The organism is Gilliamella sp. wkB7 (assembly GCF_001693435.1).
Taxonomy (GTDB): Bacteria; Pseudomonadota; Gammaproteobacteria; order Enterobacterales; family Orbaceae; genus Gilliamella; species Gilliamella apicola_N.
This window is the reverse complement of record NZ_CM004509.1, coordinates 2,202,135-2,226,065: the sequence shown is the minus strand read 5'-3', so window position 1 is coordinate 2,226,065 and position 23,931 is coordinate 2,202,135. Positions and strand designations below refer to the sequence as shown.

The following is a 23,931-nucleotide window of genomic DNA, read 5'->3' as shown; positions in this document are numbered from 1 at the left end:
CAAGAGAAAAATCATGTTATTAAAACTATTAACCAAAGTATTTGGTAGTCGAAATGAACGCGTATTAAAAATGATGCGTAAACGCGTTGAAAGAATTAATGCACTTGAACCGCAAATTGAAGCCTTAAGCGATGAACAGTTAAAAGCTAAAACTACAGAATTTAAACAAAAAATCGCTGAAGGCGCTAAGTTAGATGATATTTTAGAAGAAGCCTTTGCTGTTGTACGTGAGGCAAGTAAACGTGTGTTTGGTATGCGCCATTTTGACGTACAACTTATTGGTGGTATGGTATTAAATGAACGTTGCATTGCTGAAATGCGTACAGGTGAAGGTAAAACTTTAACTGCAACCTTACCTGCTTATTTAAATGCGTTAACAGGTAAAGGCGTACATGTTGTGACAGTAAATGATTACTTAGCACAGCGCGATGCTGAAAATAATCGTCCATTATTCGAATTTTTAGGATTATCTGTTGGTATCAATCTACCTAATATGCCACCGCATATGAAACGTGAAGCTTACAATGCCGATATTACATATGGGACCAATAATGAATATGGCTTTGACTACTTACGCGATAATATGGTATTTACTAAAGATTCTCGTGTACAACGCCCTCTGCATTATGCTTTAGTCGATGAAGTTGACTCAATTCTAATTGATGAGGCAAGAACACCTCTTATCATTTCAGGACAAGCTGAAGATAGTTCTGACCGATATGTTAGTGTTAATAAAATCATTCCATATCTAATTCAACAAGAAAAAGAAGACTCCGATCAATTTCAGGGTGATGGTGACTTTTCTATCGATGAAAAAACACGTCAAGCCAATTTGACTGAACGTGGATTAGTGAAAGTTGAAGAATTACTTATTAAAAATGGAATTATGAAAGGTGACGAATCACTTTATGCGCCAAGTAATATTGTATTAATGCATCATGTCAATGCAGCATTACGTGCTCATCACCTATTCCATAAAGATGTGGATTACATTGTCAGAGATAATGAAATTGTTATTGTCGATGAGCATACTGGTCGTACAATGGATGGGCGACGTTGGTCTGATGGTTTACATCAAGCCGTTGAAGCTAAAGAGCATGTTAAAATCCAAAATGAAAACCAAACATTAGCATCAATTACTTTCCAAAACTATTTCCGTTTGTACGAAAAATTAGCAGGCATGACAGGGACTGCTGACACTGAAGCATTTGAGTTCAACCAGATTTATGGTTTAGATACCATTGTTATTCCAACCAATCGTCCAATGATACGTAAAGATCAACCTGATCTTGTTTATATGACAGAAAAAGAGAAGATCAATGCGATTGTGACTGATGTACAAGCTTGTGTAGAACGCGGACAACCCGTTTTAGTTGGTACAGCCTCAATTGAAAAATCTGAATTAGTGTCATCCGCATTTAAAAAAGCGGGTATCAAGCATAACGTACTTAATGCTAAATTCCATGCTCAAGAAGCAGAAATAATCGCTCAAGCAGGTAGTAAAGGTGCAGTAACCATTGCAACAAACATGGCTGGTCGTGGTACCGATATTATGCTTGGTGGTAACTGGCAAAGCGATATAGCAAAACTTGAAGCACCTACTCCTGAAGATATCGAAAAAGCCAAACAAGAATGGCAAGCAAAACACGAAGAAGTGATTGCACTTGGAGGACTTTATATTTTAGGTACCGAACGTCATGAATCACGTCGAATAGATAACCAACTTCGTGGACGTGCCGGTCGTCAAGGAGATCCAGGGGCATCACGCTTTTACCTATCGTTGGAAGATCCATTAATGCGAATTTTTGCTTCCGATCGTGTGGGTAACATGATGCGTAAACTAGGTATGAAAGAAGGTGAAGCCATTGAGCATCCTTGGGTAACCAAAGCCATTGCTAATGCTCAAAAGAAAGTTGAAAGCCGAAACTTTGATATTCGTAAACAATTACTTGAATACGATGATGTTGCAAACGATCAACGTAAAGCAATCTATCGCCAACGTAATGAATTACTTGATAACTCCGATATTAAAGAAACGATTGATTCAATCCGTGGTGATGTCTTTAATGCATTAATTGATCAATATATTCCACCACAATCTATTGAAGAAATGTGGGATGTTGCAGGCCTTGAAACAGCACTTAAAAGCGATTTTGATTTAGATTTACCTATTACTAAATGGTTAGATGAAGAACAAAATCTTCATGAAGAAACATTACGTGAACGTATTTTACAAATAGCTCAAGATACCTATATCGCAAAAGAAAATACTGCTGGTTCTGAAGCATTCAGACAGTTTGAAAAAAGCGTTATGTTACAAACACTTGATACTTTATGGAAAGAACATCTAGCAGCGATGGATTATTTACGTCAAGGTATTCATTTACGTGGCTACGCACAAAAAGATCCAAAACAAGAATATAAACGTGAATCATTTAATATGTTTGCTAGCATGCTAGAAGCATTAAAATATGATGTAATAGGGATATTAAGTCGCGTTCAGATTCGTTCTCAAGAAGAAGTCGATGAAGCCGAACGTCAACGTTTAGCCGAAATGGAAAAATTAATGGCAAGACAACAAGCCAACCATGAAGAGGTAACAAATATGGGCAGTGAAAGTAAAGAACAATCAGCAGGAACTTCATCACAACCAATAGTAAGAAACCAAGCTAAAGTGGGACGTAATGACCCATGTCCTTGTGGTTCAGGTAAAAAATATAAACATTGCCATGGCGCTGTTCACTAAGGCAAAAATTTAGTATCATCAAGCAATATTGATATTAAATAACCGACTAAACTCGGTACTAAAATTACTAGGGAAAGTACCAACTTTCCCTGATTTTAATCACAAATAGACAGGATTATGAAAAAACATACTGAAATTGCCGTAGGTATTATTCGTTCACAAGATTGTCAAATCTTTATAACTCAACGCGGTGAAGACTCACATCTTGCTGGTTTTTGGGAATTTCCAGGTGGAAAGATTGAAGTAGGTGAAACCCCATTTCAAACCTTGCAACGTGAAATAGCTGAAGAAGTTGATATCCAAATTCATCAAGCCCAATTTTTAAATATTTTTAAACATAGTTATGATGATCGTGACATCACCATTCATGCTTATCTTGTTGAAGAATGGGACGGTGTGCCATTTGCTAAAGAAGGCCAACCTAGCCGTTGGGTTGCACAAGAAGATCTTAATGCTGACGAATTTCCTGATGCTAATAGACCGATTATCGAAATGCTTAAAAACTTAGATAAACAGATTTAATTCATTTGTCAGGTCACTTTAAATAGCTTTGAAATATTTTAAAGCCAGAGTACTTTATGTTTTTTTGTCACATTAAAGTAAAACGCTAAGTTATTAATTCCCTCTAATTTACTTATCAACTCTTGCCAAATGGTGTCATAAACGTTACCTATTATCTTAATATTCATTTGAATTATAATTTTTATACGGAAACGTATGCATTACCTGAAACTTTTTGACAAAACTTACGTTAAATTAGTTAGTTTTCATTATTATAAGTTTAATTGTTTGTTTGACTGGTTAAAAAAGGTATAATTTCTGCCTATTTTTTAACATTATAATCAAAAAAATTACTATTTTTGTAAAAGGAATTAAGGTTTAACTATATGAAAGAATATAAAGTAATAATTTATCAAGAAAGTGCATTATCCTCATTACTTTTAGGTACCGCTAACGCTGATCCTTTAAAGTTTTCTACTTTTTTAAATAGATATGCGGCTCAAGGTTGGCGAGTGGTTACGATGGAAAAAGATATACGCCGTTTATATCTATTTTGGCGTAGAGAAGCTTACTTGGTTATACTGGAACGAGAACACGATAATATTAAACCAAACTTTTTCTAATCCAGTAATTAAAAAAGGAATCAATATTTCTATTAACTTTATTGATTCCTAATAATAAATAGATCGAGTCAATAATTAACCTAAAAAGTAAATAAGAAAAATTTTTGTCAAAAAGTTTCAGGTAATGCATACGTTTCAGTATAAAAACCTATTTTTTACATTGTAATTTTTGCTCAGCCAAAGCTAAAAATACAATACCAATAATAATACATAATCCACCCAATAAACGAGTTAATGTTATTTGTTCATTAAAAACGATCACTGAAACTAGCATAACGGTCAGTACTTGTAGATGTGAAGCAGCAAACGCTGGTCCTACAGGCGCTTTTTTCAATAAAACCATCCAAGTCATAAATGCGCCTGTATAGCCTAAGATGACTAAATATGCCCAACCATGACTAAAAATACGGATTAACCAATCGAAACTAATTTCGAATGGTAAAGCTGATAATGCGGTTAATTTGAAAGTAGTTTGACCAAATGTATCAAAAAATAACAATAAGATAAAACCGATGATATAAAATTTTTTCATTAGGTAAGTCCTACTAATATCACGCCGACAGTAATAAAAAATATACCAATAAGACGAAATGCTGTTAGATGTTCTTTAAATAAAATTCGCCCAGCAACCATAACTGTGATGATATTAAACGATCCTAATAGAATACCTTGCGATAATGGAACTTCACTTAAAAAAGCCAGCCAAAAAATAAAGCCAACAAAATAGGTACCAAACCCCAACCAAAGCCAAAAATTACCAAACAATTTTTGCCAATAGTGTAAACCTTGTTGATGTTTTGAAGTTATTGCAGCATATTTAAATGCAATTTGTCCGACAGTATCACAAAATAGATTTACTAACCAAAGAGTAATAATTAAGGCTGACATGGCTGACAAATTCCATGGATTTCAAGCACACTGTGTTTTATCAAGAAGTCACTTTGTCGCGCTAATTGCTTAAGTTGTGTTTCGATATCTTGAGAATGTTTTTCAATGATCTGTTGACACTTGTCACAAATAAACAGTATTGAAATATGCTCTGGATCATGAAAATGTGGGCAAATAATAAAACTATTCGACGATTCAACTTTATGGATAAAACCTTGTTCAAGCAAAAATTCTAACGCACGATAAATCGTTGGCGGCTTTGCTTGTGGTTCACTGATTTTAAGCAAATCTAAAAGATCATATGCACTCATTGCTTTATTTGCTTTCAACATAATATCTAACACTGTTCGACGCTGTGTTGTCAATTTAATACCACGCTTCTTGCATAAAGTTTCAATTTTTTCAATTAGCAGATTATGCATTCTGTTTCCTTTGCCTCAATAAATTATTTTTTTGCTGCTCTTCTTCGTCTTATTTCTTTAGGATCATTAATTAATGGACGATAGATTTCAATACGATCGCCATTTTTCACTAAATCATTAAGATCACAACGTTTACCATAAATACCAATCAAGTGTTCATCTAATTTTATCTGACATATCGATAAGATATTGGATTTTGTGATTGCTTGCAAGACATTCGTTTGCTCATCAACATCACAATTAATTATTGTTGGATTATTAGGTAGTGCATAAACAATTTGAATACTGTTCATCTTAATAAATCTGCCTTGCTCTTTGTGAAAATGCATTAACCATATTAGACATCACCTCTTTAAATACTGGAGTGAAAGCAATATCAAGTAACTTATTTTTGAATTCAAAATTCAACTCAAAACTAATTTTACTTTTATTTTCCCCTAATGAAGTAAACTGCCATTTTCCCGATAGGTATTTAAACGGGCCGTCTAACAAACTCATTTCAATAGAATGAGGCTGATTAATTTTGTTTAGTGTTGTAAAAGATTTCTTAAAACCTAATTTTTCAACTTCAATAAATGCCGCCATTAAATTATCTTGTTTTCTAATAATGCCAGTTGCGATACAATCAGGTACAAATTCTGGATAGAGAGTAATATCATTGACCAAAGCAAACATTTGCTCAATTGAATAAGGCTCGATAACCTCGTGAAAAACATGTGCCATAATAATAAAATAAAAGTTAAAATTAGTGGCATATAGTACCACGTAACTTTATAATATCGCACATTATGACTAAGAAAAAATTACACAAGCCAGGTTCGGCAACTATAGCATTAAATAAACGCGCACGCCATGAGTACTTTATTGAACAGGAAATTGAGGCAGGATTATCCTTGCAAGGCTGGGAAGTAAAATCATTGCGTGCAGGTAAAGCCAATATAAGTGATAGTTATGTATTACTTAAAGATGGTGAAGCATGGTTATTTGGTGCAACAATTACACCGCTGAATGTTGCGTCAACACATGTGGTGTGTGAACCTATGCGCAATCGAAAATTATTATTAAATGAACGTGAGCTTAACTCATTATTTGGTCAAATCAATCGTCAAGGTTATACCGTTGTTGCCCTTTCTTTATATTGGAAAAATGCTTGGGCAAAAGTAAAAATTGGTGTTGCTAAAGGTAAAAAAGAGTACGATAAACGCACCGATATCAAAGAACGTCAATGGCAAGTTGATAAAGCCCGTATTATGAAAAACGCTAATCGTTAATCATTGTGTAATTCATCACTCAATGATCAATTTAATGATGGCGTATTATTTGTGGTTTGATAAAAATTTCATGGTTTTTTAACTCTTTAAAGTTAAGTAAATCATCGATCACATCAACACAAACATGCGCCATACTTTGAAAATCCTGTGCAATGGCATCAATTGGATAATAAGAGTAATCTAGATAGATGTTGTAGTCATAAGAACATATGCAAATTTCTTTCGGATCTAACTTTATTTCCACTAAATAACTAAGCACTTCTTGTAACAGATTCCCTGACGGTGTAAAAATCGCTTTTGGTAAACGCCCTAATTTGTTATGCAGATTTTTAAGCAAATCGTATCCTTTATTTGGACAGTAGTCATCACTCACTAACCATTCTGGATTAACGGCTAAACCAGCATTCTTAAGTCCTTGTTTAAATCCTTTAAGCCTTGCATCAATCGATGTGAGTTGCGTGTCACAACCAATAAAATAAAATTCATCTAATTGTTTGGCATAAGGTTGAATTAATTCAGCGACCGAATCCAATGATTCACTTGTGATAAAAGGTAAGGAGGTATCTTTAAGATAGCGGTCAAAAAATAGTACCGGGGTATGTTGATTAATACTTACATAAAAATCATCACTGTCTAAAGATGTCACCACAATCATCGCATCTACTTTGCGCTCAACTAAATTTTGAGCGACGTTAACTTCGACGTCTTTATTATAATGACTACAAGTAATTAATAATTGGATGTTTTTTTGCCTAAACGATGCCTCTAAATGATGCAAAAACATTGAAAAAAAAGAGTTCGACATATCAGGAACAATAACACCTACCGTATTGGTACTATTGGCTTTTATCAAATATTGGCGAATATGCGATTGATCACTGTATTGTTGAGCAATGGCTAATACCCGTTGCCGTGTCTGTGGTGAAATACGATATTTTTTATCTCGTTTATTAAAGATATGACTGACGGTCGTTGCCGACACGCCAGCCAAACGAGCAATATCATTGATTTTTAATTTATTACTCGCCATTTACTGCTCTCTTAATTATCGTGGTGTACGTTGTTGTTTATTCGGGAATACCGGATTATGGTTTTCCGATGGGCTCTGATACCAATAAGCAACACTGGCAATATCATCGCAACGTTCATATAATCTTATATCATCATTACCAATTTGTTGAAAAGCAAGTTTGATATTTTTATGGAACGCAATTGGATCTGGTAAATGCCAACGATATAAGCCATGCATTGGTAAGCTATCATCACCAAAACCGTGTACTGGGTTAGAATCTCCAGTTTGGAAAAAATCACGTGTTGCATCACGATTGGTTTGATATGGATATCCCATAAACAATGTTTGGAAACATTTCGCTTTTGGCCGACCTTGACTATCGCGGTTATGAAATGCCCATGCGCCACCAAAATAGTCTTCTGAGCCAGTTGAATGCTGAGTTGGATAATCGCTATCGCCATCTAGATAGAATTTAAACTCACCTTCCCCCCACCAATAACGCTCAAGAGCGGTCAATGCTAAGTAAGTACCAACATAATAGCCATGACCTTCAACATTGTCTAATATTACATAGTCTTGTGCATAATTAGTGACGCGCTGTCTACGCCATTGTGCATGGAAATAAAGCGGTGCTTCAAACGGTTTTGGCATGATTGCATAATTAATAGTAAAGAAGAAATGCTGTAAATCAGCTTCATGCTCATTTTGAATTTCAATGCGCGCTTTTTTATTAAATGGCATTCTAAAATAGCTATTAAAACCACCTGTTGGATTAACAACAATTGGCACTGAATTAATATCACACCTTGCTCCAAAACCATTACAGAAAAAATCACCAATTGGGCTTTCAACAGAAGGAACCTTTTCATCATCCCAATAAATACGAATCACTACATCACGAAGTACAAAACTACCGCGATGCGTTCTGTCGGTTAAGGTAAACCACATATGACGAATTTCAGCTGGACCTGTGATCTCAGCAATTGTTACCGTTTCACCTGCTGGAATCGAAATACAACCTTGTCCTTTACGGCTTGGACCTAATGCACTGCCTTTCATACAAGATTTACCTTTTTCACCGGTCATATTTTCTGGCGAAATGGTTCGAGTTTGTTCAAAGTGAAATTGTGTTACAGAATTATATATGTTCATTGTGAATCCTTACTAACGTTATTAAATTCTATTAATGAAAATTGAAAACAGTTTTAATTTATTTAACTTCTGGCTTATCTTCAATATTGACACTTTTTCTATCACGACTTAAGAAGAAGATAGCAAAAATCATAAAGCCTAATACAACTAAACCAAGATTATTAAATGTTGTTGCTGCACCTGCTTTATCATAAAAATCACCAACTAAAGTTGAAAATAAAATGACCCCTACTGAACCTGCAACCTGATAGCCAATTAAAAAAACAGTCGCAGATAATCGAGCATTAAAGTTATTATCAATATATTTGAACACTGAAACCAAAATGGTTGAAATTTCTAAGCAGTGCATAAGTTTAATCACTGAGATAATTGCAATGCTGCTTACATGACCCGTTAAGAAGATACGAGAAGCCGAAACAAATGCGGCAAAAATCAATGCATTTTTTGCACCGACACGATTCACCACAAATGGTACACAAAACATAACTGCGGCTTCTAAAAAGACTTGGAATGAATTTAAAACACCATACAAACGATATCCATCATTGACATCTTCAAACTGTTGTGTGAAATAAACAGGGAATAACTGTTGATCATAAATATTATAAAGGCTGTAAGTTCCGAGTACATAGATAACAAATATCCAGAATTTTTTAAGGGTAAAAACAGAGAGGATCTCATTAAAACTGAGTTTATCCTTTTTCTGGAACACGGCTTCGGTTGATTTACTTAAATCAGGCTTGAAGTTGAGATTAAGAATCATGAAACAAACACCAACACCCGATGCTGCCCAAAAATTTAGGTGAGGATTAATACTAATCAAAATACCCGCAATAAAGGTACCGACAGCATAAGCAATACATCCCCATGTTCGACACTGACCAAACTCAAAACCAAACGCCCGGCTGATTTTTTCGCAGTAGGAATCAATTAGCCCCATGCCAGCAATCCAACCAAATCCTAAAAAGAAACTACCGAAAATCACACCAAGATAAAAATTATGGCGCAATAATGGTTCATACACATAAATTAATGCTGGAGCAGCGCAAGTAATAATAATACTTTGAAACCAGACAAGGTGTTTTTTTAGCACTAATTTATCTTGATAAATACCATACAGAATCATAATGATTAACGAAATAAAGTAGTTAAACGAATAAATAATGCCGGTCTGTTTTGCGCTTAAGCCTATCTCCTTACTTAGCCATATAGCATAAAAGGAAAAAACGAAACTTCCCGCTGCGTAATACATAATGCTATAAAACGAGGCAAACCAATAAGTTGGTTTTTTATAAAATGCACTAGTCATAATTTATCCTATAAAGAGTTAAGTACACATTTGAGTATGAATAGCTAAAAATTTAGCTTTAACGGCTTTATTAGATAAATGTGATCAACTTCAAAGTTATTTTACTAAAGTAATGTAAATAAGAATTACAAGCGACCTTGTTATTAAAGCTCTGCTGAGTTTATTGTTGACTAATTAGGCAATATAAAAACACTTACAGACTCTGTAGTTTGGCGATCATTAGCAGCAAAATTAGCCACACTATTATCTATTGGTTCCCATTTACCATTTCAATAAAGAAGATTTGTTGCATACCCATGCGCAGCAGGATTTATCAACAATTAAGTCAATTTCAATCATTCAAATAACAATGCGGTATAAATTTGTAATGAATATTGAATGGATTTTAATGTACTTATCAGTGGGTGGAATAAAATAGCTAAATAGCTAAATTGCTAAATTGCTAAATTGCTAAATTGCTATAATGGATTATGGATGTAATTATTACCACTGATAAATAGTAAATAATTATTTTATTGTATTATGCGCTATCTATTTTCCAATGGAATATTATTAATTAACGTTTTTTTATAAAAAATAACCGCTACAAAAGCGGTTATTTACCAAGAATCAACTTTCTTTCAAATAGAATTTGAAAGATCATCTATAATGTGCTCAAACTTTCAATTTAATTAATTTGCCATCCTGCTTCACAAATGACTGATTGACGTAAACATCACTACTATTTTTAACACAAAGCGGCTCACTTACAACATTATCGATAATAACGTTATTAAATAAAATACTCTGTGCATTTTCGATAAAAAATCCTTTACCAGCCTCAGGTTTAACATCCTTAAACATATCAACTTCACCTGCTTCAGCATTGATTTGCATTGATACTCGAATATTATCAAACGAAATATTGGCAATTGGCGATTCAGGAATGCCATATAAAAAACCAGCATAGGCACGCACATTTTTGGCGATAATGTTTGAAAAACTAATATTATGGCAAGCTGGGGTTGCTTCATTTATTGGCAGAGGATCTTTATTCCAAACAATTGGATCGTTACCTTTTGGTCCGCAGTAATAGTAATAATTCATTACAAAGGCTGATAGTACTTCATCCATAACAATATTACTAAAAGTAATATCTGAAATGGTACCACCGCGACCTCGACGTGTTTTGAATCTCACACCACGATCCGTTTTTTGAAATACACAATTAGTAATAGTGACATTACGAATACTACCACTCATCTCACTACCCAATACTACCGCACCATGACCATGAATCATGTTACAGTTAGTAATTAAAATGTTTTCGCAAGGGCTTTTATCTGCTGTCTCCTCAGTACCCGCTTTAATTGCGATGCAATCATCACCCACATCAATATAACAATTTGAAATTCTGACATTACGGCAAGACTCAGGATTAATACCATCGGTATTAGGTGAATCTGCTGGATTTAAAATCGATATATTATCAATCACCACATTATTTGACTCCATTGGATGGACCGTCCAACTTGGAGACTGGGTTAAAAACACTTTTTCAATAGTTATACGTTGGCAAAAATCAAAACCAATCAAGTAAGGTCTTGGATACTTTAGGGTATCACGATTATGACGGAAAGTATGCCACCATTTAGCACCATTGCCATCAATTTTACCGCCACCGGTGATAATGACATTTTCAAGATCTTGACCGTAAATACAAGGCATATAGACATCTTGTTTTACCCCCTCCCAACGTGAATGCACGATTGGGTAATCTTGTTCATTATCTGAAAATAATAAAGTCGCATTCTGTTCAATAACTAAAGTTAAATTACTGCAAAGCTTGATTGCGCCTGTTAAATAAGTTCCCACTGGAACGATAAGCGTTCCTCCACCTTGTTGTTCAATATGTTGTATTGCATTGGCAAAAGCAACTGTATTAAGTGTTTTGCCATTACCTATTGCACCAAAATCTTCAACAGATACCATTGTCATTGTTGCTTCCTTTTGCATTTTAACGCGAACTGTCGCCCATTATAGATTACAGTTCTCATTGTTATTTGGATAAGTAGGCTGGTTAATTTTAGCCTTGAGTGGATAGTTTTAAAGAGTTACACCACTTTTTAATATCGCTAGATTTCTGAAATTATTTATCTCATTGCGTGTTTGCTGACCATTAGCAACCAGTACGATATAATCAATAAATTCAATTAATAACTGTTGCATAGAAGTACCCTCAATGAGTTTGCCAGCATTAAAGTCAATCCAATTTCCTTTTTTGTTTGCTAATTGTGTATTAGTAGCAATTTTTACCGTTGGTACGATTCCACCATAAGGAGTTCCGCGACCTGTAGTAAATAGCACCATATGACATCCTGCTGCTGATAAAGCCCCTGTAGCCACGGCATCATTACCAGGCGCACTGAGTAAATTGAGTCCATGCTTTGTTAGTCTTTCACCATATTTCAAGACATCAATCACTTCACTTCCGCCAGCTTTTTGCGTACAACCAAGGGATTTTTCTTCTAAGGTTGTTATCCCTCCCGCTTTGTTACCTGGAGACGGATTTTCATAAATAGGCTGATTGTTTGAGATAAAATACTGTTTAAAATCGTTGATCATAAGCACGGTTTTATCGAAAGTAGGCTCGTCAACGCAGTGAGACATCAAAATATTTTCTGCACCGAACATTTCAGGTACTTCGGTAAGAACACTGGTTCCTCCATGGGCAATGACATAATCCGAAAACAACCCTAGCATCGGATTAGCAGTGATTCCTGAAAAACCATCTGATCCGCCACACTCTAAACCAAATTTTAATTCGCTTAACCGCCCTACTTCGCGTTTGTCTTGCTTCATAATGGCATAAAGTTCTCTTAGCAGCGTCAATGCACAAGCAACTTCATCGGCTTCTTGTTGAGCAATCAGGAATCTAACACGCGACTCATCATAATCACCAAGATCGGCTTTAAATTCTGAGATTTGATTATTTTCACATCCAAGTCCAATAACTAATACAGCCCCCGCATTAGGGTGTTTAACAAGATCTTGTAATATTATTTTGGTGTTTTTATGATCTTGTCCAAGTTGTGAACAACCATAAGGATGTTCAAGTACGGTAATGCCATCAATTTCTAATTGATTATTGAGTTCATCACAAAACTGTTTAACAATTTGCTGCGCAATACCATTAATACATGTTACCGTTGGTATAATCCAAAGTTCATTACGGATACCAACTTCACCGTTTTTTCGGCGGTAAATGTTGACTGGCTTATCAGCTATTTCATGCAGCGACTGATTTTTGGATAAATTAGGTTGATACTTATAATTATTAATATCATTTAGATTGGTTTTTAAATTGTGTGAATGAATATGTTCACCCATTTTAATTAAACAAGTGGCATGACCTATTGGTAAACCATATTTAATAATATTTTCATTAGGCTCAATATCTTTAAGGGCAAATTTATGCCCTTGTTTGATCGCTTGTGGTAAATCGATGGTGTTTCCATCGATTATAATATTATCTTCATGTGCTTCTATATCAGATAATGCCACAGCGACATTATCTTCATTATTAATTTTTATAAATTTTACCATTGCTCCACTCATTTTATTTGCTACCAGTAACACATTTTTCAATTGCACTGCGCATACCTTCTTGAGTAATGACAGTTAAATATTGTGTCAATGTTTGTGCTAATTGCGGAATATTTAGCAAATCGCAATCCCAATGAGCACTATCACTAAGTACTGTTTCCACTAATTGCGCAAGTGTTTCATTACCACTACTGACATTGGACCAGCCAGTACTAAAGCGCTCTAACCAAATTGCATCGTCTTGTAATGGATAATTTTGGTTATTTCTTACACCTCGATAAAAAGCAATTAAAGCTGCAAAAGAGAAGACTAAATGCTTAGGTAACACACTTTTTGCTTTTTGATAAGCGAGCAATTGCGGAAGTATACGTGTTTTAAACTTGGTCATACTATTTAGAGCAATTGACATTAATTGGTGCTCAATAAATGGATTTTTAAAACGATTGATAACTGACTGCGCAAAATCAACTAATTCTTGATGTGGCAAATCTAAAACTGGAATAATTTCATCAAAAATTGTCTCTTTGATATATTCTAAAATTTGCGAATCATTCATTGATTCACCAACCGTATCAATTCCTGCTAGATAAGCTACTGGAACCAGTGCTGTATGCGCACCATTTAAAATTGCAACTTTACGCTCTTTATAGGGTTTAATATCATCGACAATTTTGATATTAATGTTGCATTTATCCAAATTCAATTTTTGCGCTAGCCATTGTGGGCCTTGGATAACAAAAAGATAGAAATATTCTGCTGAATCAATAAAGTTATCTTTATAACCTAATTCCGATTCTAATTCAGCAATTTGAGCTTTAGGATAACCTGGGACAATCCTATCAACCAATGTTGAGCAAAATACATTATCGTTTTCTAACCAAGCAATAAATTTGTCTGACAAATTCCACTGGTTAGCATATTTTAAGACCAATTTTTTTAGTGCATCGCCATTATAATCAATTAACTCACATGGAATAATGATTAAACCACTCTCTTTGCTTCCAGAAAAATGGTTAAATCTTTCATATAAGAAAGCCGTTAATTTAGCTGGATAGCTTGTAGCAGGTTGGTCTGTAAGTTTATCGCTTTCAACATAGCTGATACCGGCTTCAGTGGTGTTAGAAAAAATAAATTGAATATTAGGATCTTTGGCTAATGCAAAATACTGGTCATACTGTGTATAGACATTTATCTCACTATTAACGGAACGAATCATCCTAAATTCTTTTACTGTTTCATTGCGTTCATTTAATCCACGAATTAATGTGGTATATAAACCATCTTGAGTATTTAATGATGGTGGAAAGTCTGTATTAAGTGGGCGAATAATTGCTACACCCGCATCAAGATCGGTTTTTTCATTTAAAATATCCAATTGCCAATCTAAAAATGCACGTAAAAAATTACCTTCGCCAAATTGTACAACACGCGTGGTGTATTTAGCGCCGGGAAAATCAATTCTGTTCAATGTTTTCATTACTATTACTCTAATATATTAATTTAATTCGATACCAAAATAGTTTTTCGCATTATCAAAACTAATATTTTTGACCATTTGACCTAATAACTCGATATCACGAGGTGCTTCACCATCTTCTACCCAGCGACCAATCATACGACATAAAATGCGTCTAAAATATTCATGACGAGTATAAGAAAGGAAACTGCGGCTATCGGTTAACATTCCAACAAAACGACTTAATAAACCAAGCTGAGCCAGTTGGGTCATTTGGCGAATCATGCCGTCTTTTTGATCGTTAAACCACCAACCTGAACCAAATTGCATTTTGCCTTGTATTCCTTCTCCTTGGAAATTACCTATCATCGTTCCCAAAATCTCATTATCAGATGGATTTAAGCAATAGAGAATTGTTTTAGGTAGAGCATTTTGTTTAGCTTGTGCATCTAATAGTCGAGATAATGGTTGAGCAATGGGTGAATCATTAATAGAATCAAAACCAACATCAGGCCCCATTAGATTAAACATTCTTGAATTGTTATTACGTAAAGCGCCAATATGATATTGCTGAACCCATCCACGTTTGTTGTATTCGCTGCCTAAATAAATAATAACCGCAGTCTTGAATTGAGCGACTTCTTTCGAAGTTAGATTTGCTCCAGTTAGTCGTTTAGTTAAAATTGCATCTAATTCTTTTTCTGTCGCTTCTTCATAAACGACCGTATCTAAGGCGTGATCAGAAACTTTACAACCATGTGCAGCGAAATGATCCATACGTTTTGCTAACGCCTGACAAAGTTGGTGGAAACTTGAGATATTAATATCCGAAACAGTTGATAATTTTTCGATATAGGCTACAAAAAATTCAGAATCTATATTAAACGCTTTATCTGGTCGCCAGCTTGGCAAAACTTTAATATCAAATGAACTATCTTGAGAAATGGTTTTATGGTGAACTAAATCATCAATTGGATCATCAGTTGTGCCGACCATTTTTACATTCATTTTTTTCATAATGCTACGTGCAGTAAATTCTTTAGTTTCAAGCATTGCATTACATTTATTCCAAATGGTTTCAGCGGTGGCTGGTGATAGTAAAATATCATCGATACCAAATGGTCTACGTAATTCTAAATGTGTCCAATGATAAAGTGGATTACCGATTGTATGAGGCACCGTTTCAGCCCAAGCTTTGAATTTTTCAAAATCATTTACCTCGCTGCCAGTACAAAACTTCTCCGGCACACCATTAGTACGCATGGCACGCCATTTGTAGTGATCACCTTTTAACCAGATGTCGTACAAATTTTTAAATTGATAATCTTGTGCAATTTGTTCTGGTGGTAAGTGGCAGTGATAATCAAAAATCGGCTGTTGTGCCGCATAATTGTGATAAAGTTGACGAGAAAATTCAGTATCAAGTAAAAAGTCTTCAGTTAAAAAACGCATATTATTCTCCATAAACCGTGTTTATCTATTTAATTGCACATGCCAATAACATGCGCAACTCGATTAATTTATTGTTGCTCAGTTGTTGATGGTGCTTTTAAAATTGTCCATACCGCTAACGCAGCTAAAAGGTCAAGACAACTTAAAATGACAAATAATGGGCTAAAACCAACAGATTCCGCAAGCGCGCCCACAATTAAAGCAAAGATAGTACTAGCAAGCCATGCTGCCATACCTGTAAAACCATTAGCAGTTGCAACTTCATTTCGACCAAATACATCGGATGATAATGTAATTAATGCACCAGATAATGCTTGGTGAGCGAATCCACCAATACAAAATAAGAAGATAGCAACATAAGGATTTGCAAACAGCCCAATTAACCCAGGTGCAATCATTAATACGCCACCAACAGTAACAACTAATTTGCGCGAGTTAATCAAACTGACGTTAAAATATTTTTGGAAAAATGGCGCCATATAGCCACCGAGTATACAACCAAAATCAGCAAACAACATTGGCATCCAAGCAAAAATCGCAATCTGTTTTAAGTCAAAACCATAAACCGTAGACATAAATAATGGGATCCATGCGTTAAAGGTTCCCCATGCAGGTTCAGCTAAAAACCTTGGGATGGCAATGCCCCAAAAGCGACGAGTACTTACGATTTTATACGCAGGTAATTTGGTAGTGTTTGATGTTTGGTGACTAACTTCTTGCCCTGATAAAATGTATTTTCTTTCTTCTTCTGATAATCGTTTTTGGTTAGTTGGATGACGATAAAGAGCAAACCAAAATAACCCCCAAATAAAGCTAAGTAAACCACAAATAACAAACGCTAATTGCCAACTGTGTAACCATATTGCTCCGGCAACTAATGGCGGTGCGATCATTGCTCCAACGGATGATCCTAAATTAAACCAACCAACAGCGATTGATCTTTCTTTTGCCGGAAACCATTCACTTGTTGCTTTTAAACCAGCAGGTATCATAGCCGCTTCGGCAGCTCCAACAGCGCCACGCGTAAACGCAAGCCCCACCCAACTGCCAGAAAATGCGGTACTGATACAGAAAACTGACCATAATAAAGCAAATACCGCATAACCTACGCGTGTGCCAAGTAAGTCAAGAACATACCCCGCTACAGGTTGCATTACGGTATAACAGGCTGAATAAGCTGCAACAACATATGAATATTGTTGAGTTGTCATACCCATGACTTCATTAAGCACTGGGGCAGCAACTGCAATTGAATTTCGAGTTAAATAACCAAGAATTGTGCCAATAGTCACTAACGCTATCATATACCAGCGAAGATTTTTTATTGTTTTGTACATTTTATGCTCCATACACATTATGAATTTTGGCGCATATTAACATGTCAGTCAACTTAAAAAGTTGACATACATCACAGAACATAGCAAATAACCACAATAAAAATCCGGTTGTTCATTTGTCCGTCTTATTGAAAAATTATCTGACAAGATTATAAAATTTTAATTCAAGCTTGTTTAACTCTAAGCAATTAGATGTTATTTTAAGTACCAAACTTGAATTATGGAACTACTCAAAAATTATTATGACCCAAGAACAGAATGAACATCAGCGTCTTTATCAAGTTATCGCTACAGAATTAAAAAACCGAATTATCAATGGCGTTTATCCTGTAGGCAGCAAATTACCGTCAGAAAGACTCATTTGTGAAGAATTAAAAGTCAGTCGTTCGGTGGTAAGAGAAGCGATTATAATGTTAGAAGTTGAAGGTTTTGTTGATGCTAGAAAAGGGTCTGGTATACATGTTATTGCCAATAAACAGCAAACTATAAATATGATTGCTGACTCACACGGACTCAATTTTGCTACAACAGGACCATTTGAGTTATTACAAGCTCGTCAATTAATCGAAAGTAATATTGCTGAGTTTGCTGCAACTCAGATCACAAAAGATGATATTGTTAAACTATTAGAAATTCAGCACAATGCAAAAAAAGAAGATCACTATCGGGACTCTGATTGGGATCTAAAATTTCACACACAAATTGCCATGATTACGCGTAATACGGCTTTAATAACCATTGTTGAAGAAACATGGCGACAGAGAACCCTAAATCCTTTATGGAAAAAACTCCATGAACATGTACAGCAACAAGATATCGAAAGCTGGTGGGAAGAACATGATAAAATTCTTGAAGCATTAATCAATCGCGATCCTAAAGCAGCCAAATTAGCGATGTGGCAACATTTAGAAAATACGAAAAAAATGTTATTTGATGCAGCGAGTGAAGATTTTGAAACTAAACGCGATCACTATCTGTTTTCAGATAATCCAGTTGTTAGTATTAATGAAAATGAATTTGAATAATTATTGTACTTATTTATACCTTGTTAAATTATAGGTTTTATCAACTGATCTTATATTTTATATGACAGGCGAATAATAGGATCAGGTACTCTGTTTAATTTAAACATAACAAATAAATACCAAAAAAACCTTTTTTATATTTGATAATCGAAATTGGTCAAACCAATACGACATTAAGATACTTCAAAAATGTTCCGATAAAATAATGAAGAAAGTTATTTTATCGGCCGTTTTGGCGACCGCAAATCAATACTATTTTTTTACCCTAAATTATTCAATATTGATGCTAAACAAGCTGATAGTATTTTGAAAATTAATAATATTTTTCATAAAGATTCTACTGAAAAATTGAATAGGCATAACTGAGTTCAGATAAAAGACATTCACTAACATTTTACATAGTAATAATCTTTTATCTGATATCATTATTAAAGATCTATAACTTTTATGATATTCATGACTAACTTTATTAATAACGGTCAAACATAAAAAAACTAACTAGAAGTATGAATGATAAATATCTACACATTCTAATTATCTCTATATAGAACTAACGTTGATCATCAATCGCTATACCCGCTGGTGGCGTAAATTTAAATTTGCCTAAGTCAACTTTGCCAAGTTTTTGGCTAGATAATTCATAGTAGCTACGTTGTCCATCTTCTTCAATAATGGAAAAGTTAGAAATCATGCCAGTTGGTAATACCGAAATAACAAAATCCTGATTAGATCCATCTGTTGGTTTTAATGTAAATGAATCTTGTTTACGAGTCACATTATAAACATTCCAAATAGCATTGTGACTATCAGTTATCAGTAGCATCAATCGATTATCCACTGCTTTTTTTAAATCCATGACACTTACTTGATCAACCGCCGGCGTATATACCCACATATCTGTTCCATCAGATATAATTGAAGTTTCATCCGGTTCATTCATTGTCCAATTAAAATAATAAGGTCTTGTAACCCAAAGTTCTCCTCTCCCCTCTTGTACCAATTGGTTATCAGCTGTTTTCACTTCTTGAGAAAAATGTGCATAAAATCCATCAATTTTATTAAGGCGTTGTTGTAACAACTCTTTATCGCCGGCCCATACTGATACGCTAATCAACAATCCCATTAATAATAAAAACTTTTTCATAACTCATCCTTATGTACTTTATTTGGCAATATTCAAATCAACTTTGATAATTGAATTTGCTTAAAATATTACTGTTTTTTAGTTAGGGGGAAAAGATATTTTCTTTTCTTTTTCACTAATTTCATCTAACAAGTATATAATACCCATAACTTTCTAAAACTGGACTCAATGTGTTATGCCTAGTATGTCTTTTGAATTTACGACAGAAGAATTTAAGCCTTTAGCGGCAAGAATGCGTCCTCGTACGTTATCAGAATATATTGGTCAAACACAGCTTTTAGGTGCAAACAAACCACTACCCAAAGCAATTGCAGCCGGTAATTTACATTCGATGATTTTATGGGGGCCGCCTGGTACAGGTAAAACGACTCTCGCTGAAATTATTGCCCATCATGCTAACGCAAAAGTCGAAAGAGTTTCAGCAGTAACGTCAGGGATCAAAGATATTCGCGAAGCTATTGAAAGAGCAAAAATCAATCAGCAAGCGGGGATTCGTACTATTTTATTTGTTGATGAAGTTCACCGTTTTAACAAAAGTCAACAAGATGCATTTTTACCTTATGTTGAAAATGGTACTGTAACATTTATAGGTGCTACCACTGAAAATCCTTCATTTGAATTAAATTCTGCATTATTATCGCGTGCTCGTGTGTACCTGCTCAAATCATTAACCACAAATGACATTGAGTTAATTTTACAACAAGCAATGGACGATCCACAGCGCGGATATGGTAAGTATAGCATTGAGCTACCCAATGAAACCAAAAAACAGATTGCTGAATTTGTGGGTGGAGATGCTAGACGCGCCCTAAATACCCTTGAACTTTTAGTAGATATGTCTGACGGACAACCTCTTACACCTACATTACTTAAAGAAGTGATAGGTGAACGTAGTGCCCGATTTGATAATCAAGGAGATCGTTATTATGATTTAATTTCTGCTGTTCACAAATCTATTCGAGGTTCAGCTCCTGATGCGGCACTTTACTGGTATGCGAGAATCATTTCAGCAGGTGGTGATCCACTTTATGTTGCCCGTCGATTATTAGCCATAGCGTCAGAAGACGTGGGTAATGCCGATCCAAGAGCAATGCAAGTTGCACTCGCTGCATGGGATTGCTTTACACGTGTTGGTCCGGCTGAAGGTGAACGTGCTATCGCCCAAGCAATTGTCTATCTTGCTTGTGCACCAAAAAGTAATGCCGTGTATTTAGCTTTCAAACAAGCTATGCTCGATGCACAATCAAAGCCTGATTATGATGTTCCAGAACATTTACGTAATGCACCAACAAATTTAATGAAAAAGTTAGGGTACGGAGCTCAGTATCGTTATGCTCATGATGAACCTAATGCGTTTGCAGCAGGAGAAAATTATTTTCCACCTGAACTAGCCAATAGCAAATATTATTATCCAACCACGCGGGGAGCCGAAAAAAATTATAGTGACAAACTTGCTTGGTTAGAATCGCAAAATCAATCCAGCCCAATTCAACGTTATAAATCCTCAAAAGATTAAAATATTTGAAAAATGGTCATCTCATGACAAAGTGATTACTTTCTATTTAACGAAATTAAAAATGTATTTCTTTTAGTGGATGAGTAATTTTCAATAGTTACACAAAGCTTAGTAACGCTTAACTTAATATATTGACAATTTCTTCATAAATATCAATCGCCAAAAACTATTGTTATATTCCGATATTATCAAAATCAATTTAGAAAAAAGTTACAAAGATCATTAATTCATGGCCTAAGATACGTTAATTTTTCTAGTCCATATTTAAAATTGTATGCGACTCAATATATTTAATAATACGTATCATTTACATTAAGAGATATTATTATTGTATATACAATAAATTATAATATTTTAAATAAACAAAAATTGACAAAAATATTGTTTATTAAAAAATATTTATGAGATAGGATCTGCGAATTATATATACGATACCTATTTTTTAAATTATAATTGGCTATATAATTGATTTTTAAAATTTAAATAATATTTTTTTGATAAAAATTAAAAAAAACAGCGATTTTGAATATAATTGATCGACTAGCTGTATTATTTTTATTATAATCAGCTTATTAACCATTCGATATATTGAATGATTAATTGAAAAACAATATACAATATATATATAAAACAAATAATTACATAATAAAAGTAACAATTAACAATTTTAAACATGAAAGTGAATACAATGATCAGATCCTTAAAAACAACTCGGTATGCTTTACTGCTATTACCTTTTTTTCAGTTAAGCTATGCTAACTTAACTATCGAAACAGCTAAAACAATTCAAGGAACACCACCAAGATTTTCAGATGAATTAGAAAATAGTTTAAAAAATACTGGTGAATTAAAACCATTATTCGGTTTGAGCATTAATAATCATAATTATTATAGTGATGAAGAAATAGCTCAAATTCCGGTTCCGATTAACGATCCATTTAAAAATCGACTTACGCCTGCAATAATTAAACAACCTGATGAAAATGAATTTTTTGATAGAGATGGTGATAAGTTATCTTTTTTATCAACTGTAGATGGTATTAACATGGAATGGTTCTATACAGATGCTCAAGGGAAGGAAATATCATTTACACCAGGAGACAGTGATACGTTTTGTTCATTGGCTGCTAAAGGAAAATATGCTCCCTTTAAAGTGAAATTATCTGCTGATTTACTCTTAGTTTCTGAATACGGTGATCCTGATTTTAACAGTTATCCTAATGATGTCATTGATAATAAACCGTCGGCAACATATACTATTATAGAAGATATCGGGGTTTGTTATGCAAGACCATCATTAAAACCTAATGTTCCATCTAGTAATAAATCTCAGTGGATTGCTAAAAATGGTTTCAAAATTCAATCGAATATTGACCCAACAAAAAACTTTCCAAATACTGGTTTTGTTGGAGCTAAATTTGATCTAATCTTATTTGATGAAAATCTTTATTCCGACTATGAGTGGTATGTAAAACAGGGTAGTGATCTTGTAACAGTTATCAAAGATACTAAATCCAATATTCCAACAGTTACGTTCAATGGGCCAGATGCAAAAGATTCAGGAAAAGCTTGGGAGCATGTTATGGGTGGATCTGGTAAAGGATATCTAGTTATTATTGAAGGGAAAAATAATAAAACTGGTAAAACAACCCAATATGCCTTTACTATTACCCAATGGTTTGACGCTTGGAAACAAAACGCAAATACTACTGGTTTAACAGCCCTATTAGGTAGCGTTGCGGAAGTTGTTAATGCATGTGAAAGTAAAAGTGGACATTATCGTGTAAGTCGTACTAATGAGATAAGTAATGCTATTGAAACAAATACGTCTAAAAGTGTTTCATTCACACGTGAAATAGGCACATTAATCAGTGAATGGGGTGATGTTGATCAAAAAAGTTATCCAGGCTCCTTTGGTCCTGAGGTTACTGGTGGTGCTAAAAAACGTTTTTATGTATATAGTGCGGATTTTGATGATGGTGATCCAGAGGATGGAAAGTATTGTGACATACATCTTAACACAGGTGTATATCATTGCCGTGATAGAGAAAAAGAACATAAAAATGCTGTCTGTGCTTCCTTTAAACCATAATATCTAAACGCGGGTCAATTTTCTTAAATATATGACCATCTATAAAAAGATGGTCATTGTCATTTAAATGATTGTTCTTTCCTTTAATACCTTTCATATTATTTATTTCTCTCAAAAATTACTAGGATACCTCTAATAATGATTTATTTAGTATTAAAACTAAATAAATTTTCTATTTCAATGAATTAATTAATAGTTCTATTGATTTTAATCATCTATTTTTCATTTTAATATTTTTGTTTTTCTAATAAACTTAACAATATATCTAGTGATAAACTTTCCTGAGATGCTAAGAATTATTGCCAATATAAGGATAGTAAAGATAAAAGTAGTGTTTGTTAATCGATATATAAACATAAAAATTAGTAATGTTTCTTTCCATAACAATGACTATCCAGTT

The 23,931-nt window shown here is 34.2% G+C and carries 21 protein-coding genes; 7 read left to right on the top strand and 14 right to left on the bottom strand.

All coding sequences use genetic code 11. The features are described from left to right. The first annotated feature begins 13 nt into the window (after positions 1 to 13). The 3 genes from secA to A9G17_RS09785 all read left to right on the top strand — a co-directional run bounded on the left by secA (position 14) and on the right by A9G17_RS09785 (position 3,870). Positions 14 to 2,746: a preprotein translocase subunit SecA gene (secA, locus tag A9G17_RS09795; RefSeq protein WP_065738540.1), complete on the top strand. Its 2,733-nt coding sequence runs from the start codon at positions 14 to 16 to the stop codon at positions 2,744 to 2,746. A 117-nt stretch (positions 2,747 to 2,863) separates the two neighbouring features. Next, positions 2,864 to 3,268 carry an 8-oxo-dGTP diphosphatase MutT gene (mutT, locus tag A9G17_RS09790; RefSeq protein WP_065738539.1) on the top strand — a complete coding sequence of 135 codons (405 nt, stop codon included), beginning with the start codon at positions 2,864 to 2,866 and terminating at the stop codon, positions 3,266 to 3,268. Positions 3,269 to 3,633: 365 nt separating this feature from the next. Beyond that, positions 3,634 to 3,870 carry a DUF4177 domain-containing protein gene (locus A9G17_RS09785; protein ID WP_065738538.1) on the top strand — a complete coding sequence of 79 codons (237 nt, stop codon included), beginning with the start codon at positions 3,634 to 3,636 and terminating at the stop codon, positions 3,868 to 3,870. A 148-nt stretch (positions 3,871 to 4,018) separates the two neighbouring features. On the opposite strand, the gene A9G17_RS09780 is transcribed toward A9G17_RS09785, so the two are convergent. Genes A9G17_RS09780 through A9G17_RS09760 form a run of 5 tightly spaced genes read right to left on the bottom strand, consistent with a single transcriptional unit; the run spans position 4,019 to position 5,903 of the window. Further along, positions 4,019 to 4,402, bottom strand: coding sequence for a DMT family transporter (locus tag A9G17_RS09780; RefSeq protein WP_065738537.1), 384 nt, complete (start codon positions 4,400 to 4,402; stop codon positions 4,019 to 4,021). Further along, positions 4,402 to 4,758, bottom strand: a complete 357-nt coding sequence (locus tag A9G17_RS09775; RefSeq protein ID WP_065738536.1) for an EamA family transporter — start codon at positions 4,756 to 4,758, stop codon at positions 4,402 to 4,404. The genes A9G17_RS09780 and A9G17_RS09775 overlap by 1 nt, the downstream gene beginning before the upstream one ends. Continuing rightward, on the bottom strand, positions 4,746 to 5,180 hold the full coding sequence (gene zur, locus A9G17_RS09770) for a zinc uptake transcriptional repressor Zur (RefSeq protein WP_065738535.1): 435 nt from the start codon (positions 5,178 to 5,180) through the stop codon (positions 4,746 to 4,748). The genes A9G17_RS09775 and zur overlap by 13 nt, the downstream gene beginning before the upstream one ends. 23 nt (positions 5,181 to 5,203) lie before the next feature. Beyond that, a complete protein-coding gene (locus tag A9G17_RS09765) occupies positions 5,204 to 5,473 on the bottom strand; it encodes an RnfH family protein (protein ID WP_039128148.1) in 270 nt (89 codons plus the stop codon). Between the two features lies 1 nt (position 5,474). Then, the gene (locus A9G17_RS09760) at positions 5,475 to 5,903 is read right to left on the bottom strand and encodes a type II toxin-antitoxin system RatA family toxin (protein ID WP_065739141.1); all 429 of its coding nucleotides are present in this window, start codon (positions 5,901 to 5,903) and stop codon (positions 5,475 to 5,477) included. A 65-nt stretch (positions 5,904 to 5,968) separates the two neighbouring features. Between A9G17_RS09760 and smpB the strand changes: the two genes are divergently transcribed. Beyond that, positions 5,969 to 6,451 carry an SsrA-binding protein SmpB gene (gene smpB / locus A9G17_RS09755; protein WP_065738534.1) on the top strand — a complete coding sequence of 161 codons (483 nt, stop codon included), beginning with the start codon at positions 5,969 to 5,971 and terminating at the stop codon, positions 6,449 to 6,451. Between the two features lie 31 nt (positions 6,452 to 6,482). Here the strand turns inward: smpB and A9G17_RS09750 are convergent, their stop codons facing one another. The 8 genes from A9G17_RS09750 to A9G17_RS09715 all read right to left on the bottom strand — a co-directional run bounded on the left by A9G17_RS09750 (position 6,483) and on the right by A9G17_RS09715 (position 17,754). Further along, positions 6,483 to 7,481: a substrate-binding domain-containing protein gene (locus tag A9G17_RS09750; protein WP_065738533.1), complete on the bottom strand. Its 999-nt coding sequence runs from the start codon at positions 7,479 to 7,481 to the stop codon at positions 6,483 to 6,485. A 15-nt stretch (positions 7,482 to 7,496) separates the two neighbouring features. Continuing rightward, on the bottom strand, positions 7,497 to 8,615 hold the full coding sequence (locus tag A9G17_RS09745; protein ID WP_025316327.1) for a glycoside hydrolase family 172 protein: 1,119 nt from the start codon (positions 8,613 to 8,615) through the stop codon (positions 7,497 to 7,499). Positions 8,616 to 8,673: 58 nt separating this feature from the next. Beyond that, positions 8,674 to 9,924 (bottom strand): oligosaccharide MFS transporter, encoded by a 1,251-nt coding sequence (locus A9G17_RS09740; protein ID WP_065738532.1) that lies wholly within the window; start codon positions 9,922 to 9,924, stop codon positions 8,674 to 8,676. 654 nt (positions 9,925 to 10,578) lie between these two features. Further along, positions 10,579 to 11,901, bottom strand: coding sequence for a glycoside hydrolase family 28 protein (locus A9G17_RS09735; protein ID WP_081301732.1), 1,323 nt, complete (start codon positions 11,899 to 11,901; stop codon positions 10,579 to 10,581). A 108-nt stretch (positions 11,902 to 12,009) separates the two neighbouring features. After that, complete coding sequence (locus A9G17_RS09730) at positions 12,010 to 13,509, bottom strand: UxaA family hydrolase (RefSeq protein WP_065739140.1); 1,500 nt, start codon at positions 13,507 to 13,509, stop codon at positions 12,010 to 12,012. 13 nt (positions 13,510 to 13,522) lie between these two features. Then, positions 13,523 to 14,986 carry a tagaturonate reductase gene (locus A9G17_RS09725; protein WP_065738530.1) on the bottom strand — a complete coding sequence of 488 codons (1,464 nt, stop codon included), beginning with the start codon at positions 14,984 to 14,986 and terminating at the stop codon, positions 13,523 to 13,525. 18 nt (positions 14,987 to 15,004) lie between these two features. Continuing rightward, positions 15,005 to 16,417 (bottom strand): glucuronate isomerase, encoded by a 1,413-nt coding sequence (gene uxaC / locus A9G17_RS09720; protein WP_065738529.1) that lies wholly within the window; start codon positions 16,415 to 16,417, stop codon positions 15,005 to 15,007. Between the two features lie 68 nt (positions 16,418 to 16,485). Then, positions 16,486 to 17,754, bottom strand: coding sequence for an MFS transporter (locus A9G17_RS09715; RefSeq protein WP_065738528.1), 1,269 nt, complete (start codon positions 17,752 to 17,754; stop codon positions 16,486 to 16,488). Between the two features lie 242 nt (positions 17,755 to 17,996). On the opposite strand from A9G17_RS09715, the gene exuR reads away from it, so the two are divergent. Next, complete coding sequence (gene exuR / locus A9G17_RS09710) at positions 17,997 to 18,779, top strand: transcriptional regulator ExuR (protein WP_065738527.1); 783 nt, start codon at positions 17,997 to 17,999, stop codon at positions 18,777 to 18,779. Between the two features lie 550 nt (positions 18,780 to 19,329). Here the strand turns inward: exuR and lolA are convergent. Then, positions 19,330 to 19,923, bottom strand: a complete 594-nt coding sequence (lolA, locus tag A9G17_RS09705) for an outer membrane lipoprotein periplasmic chaperone LolA (RefSeq protein ID WP_065738526.1) — start codon at positions 19,921 to 19,923, stop codon at positions 19,330 to 19,332. Between the two features lie 175 nt (positions 19,924 to 20,098). Between lolA and A9G17_RS09700 the strand changes: the two genes are divergently transcribed. Both A9G17_RS09700 and A9G17_RS09695 read left to right on the top strand, forming a co-directional pair. Next, positions 20,099 to 21,439 (top strand): replication-associated recombination protein A, encoded by a 1,341-nt coding sequence (locus A9G17_RS09700; RefSeq protein WP_065738525.1) that lies wholly within the window; start codon positions 20,099 to 20,101, stop codon positions 21,437 to 21,439. A 688-nt stretch (positions 21,440 to 22,127) separates the two neighbouring features. Beyond that, positions 22,128 to 23,531: a hypothetical protein gene (locus A9G17_RS09695; RefSeq protein ID WP_065738524.1), complete on the top strand. Its 1,404-nt coding sequence runs from the start codon at positions 22,128 to 22,130 to the stop codon at positions 23,529 to 23,531. Positions 23,532 to 23,931 lie beyond the last annotated feature (400 nt).

Excerpts from the sequence above, each read along its gene's own strand:
- secA (WP_065738540.1), top strand. The coding sequence starts at position 14 with ATGTTATTAAAACTATTAACCAAAGTATTTGGTAGTCGAAATGAACGC.
- mutT (WP_065738539.1), top strand. The coding sequence starts at position 2,864 with ATGAAAAAACATACTGAAATTGCCGTAGGTATTATTCGTTCACAAGAT.
- A9G17_RS09785 (WP_065738538.1), top strand. The coding sequence starts at position 3,634 with ATGAAAGAATATAAAGTAATAATTTATCAAGAAAGTGCATTATCCTCA.
- A9G17_RS09780 (WP_065738537.1), bottom strand. The coding sequence starts at position 4,402 with ATGAAAAAATTTTATATCATCGGTTTTATCTTATTGTTATTTTTTGAT.
- A9G17_RS09775 (WP_065738536.1), bottom strand. The coding sequence starts at position 4,758 with ATGTCAGCCTTAATTATTACTCTTTGGTTAGTAAATCTATTTTGTGAT.
- zur (WP_065738535.1), bottom strand. The coding sequence starts at position 5,180 with ATGCATAATCTGCTAATTGAAAAAATTGAAACTTTATGCAAGAAGCGT.
- A9G17_RS09765 (WP_039128148.1), bottom strand. The coding sequence starts at position 5,473 with ATGAACAGTATTCAAATTGTTTATGCACTACCTAATAATCCAACAATA.
- A9G17_RS09760 (WP_065739141.1), bottom strand. The coding sequence starts at position 5,903 with ATGGCACATGTTTTTCACGAGGTTATCGAGCCTTATTCAATTGAGCAA.
- smpB (WP_065738534.1), top strand. The coding sequence starts at position 5,969 with ATGACTAAGAAAAAATTACACAAGCCAGGTTCGGCAACTATAGCATTA.
- A9G17_RS09750 (WP_065738533.1), bottom strand. The coding sequence starts at position 7,481 with ATGGCGAGTAATAAATTAAAAATCAATGATATTGCTCGTTTGGCTGGC.
- A9G17_RS09745 (WP_025316327.1), bottom strand. The coding sequence starts at position 8,615 with ATGAACATATATAATTCTGTAACACAATTTCACTTTGAACAAACTCGA.
- A9G17_RS09740 (WP_065738532.1), bottom strand. The coding sequence starts at position 9,924 with ATGACTAGTGCATTTTATAAAAAACCAACTTATTGGTTTGCCTCGTTT.
- A9G17_RS09735 (WP_081301732.1), bottom strand. The coding sequence starts at position 11,901 with ATGACAATGGTATCTGTTGAAGATTTTGGTGCAATAGGTAATGGCAAA.
- A9G17_RS09730 (WP_065739140.1), bottom strand. The coding sequence starts at position 13,509 with ATGGTAAAATTTATAAAAATTAATAATGAAGATAATGTCGCTGTGGCA.
- A9G17_RS09725 (WP_065738530.1), bottom strand. The coding sequence starts at position 14,986 with ATGAAAACATTGAACAGAATTGATTTTCCCGGCGCTAAATACACCACG.
- uxaC (WP_065738529.1), bottom strand. The coding sequence starts at position 16,417 with ATGCGTTTTTTAACTGAAGACTTTTTACTTGATACTGAATTTTCTCGT.
- A9G17_RS09715 (WP_065738528.1), bottom strand. The coding sequence starts at position 17,754 with ATGTACAAAACAATAAAAAATCTTCGCTGGTATATGATAGCGTTAGTG.
- exuR (WP_065738527.1), top strand. The coding sequence starts at position 17,997 with ATGACCCAAGAACAGAATGAACATCAGCGTCTTTATCAAGTTATCGCT.
- lolA (WP_065738526.1), bottom strand. The coding sequence starts at position 19,923 with ATGAAAAAGTTTTTATTATTAATGGGATTGTTGATTAGCGTATCAGTA.
- A9G17_RS09700 (WP_065738525.1), top strand. The coding sequence starts at position 20,099 with ATGCCTAGTATGTCTTTTGAATTTACGACAGAAGAATTTAAGCCTTTA.
- A9G17_RS09695 (WP_065738524.1), top strand. The coding sequence starts at position 22,128 with ATGATCAGATCCTTAAAAACAACTCGGTATGCTTTACTGCTATTACCT.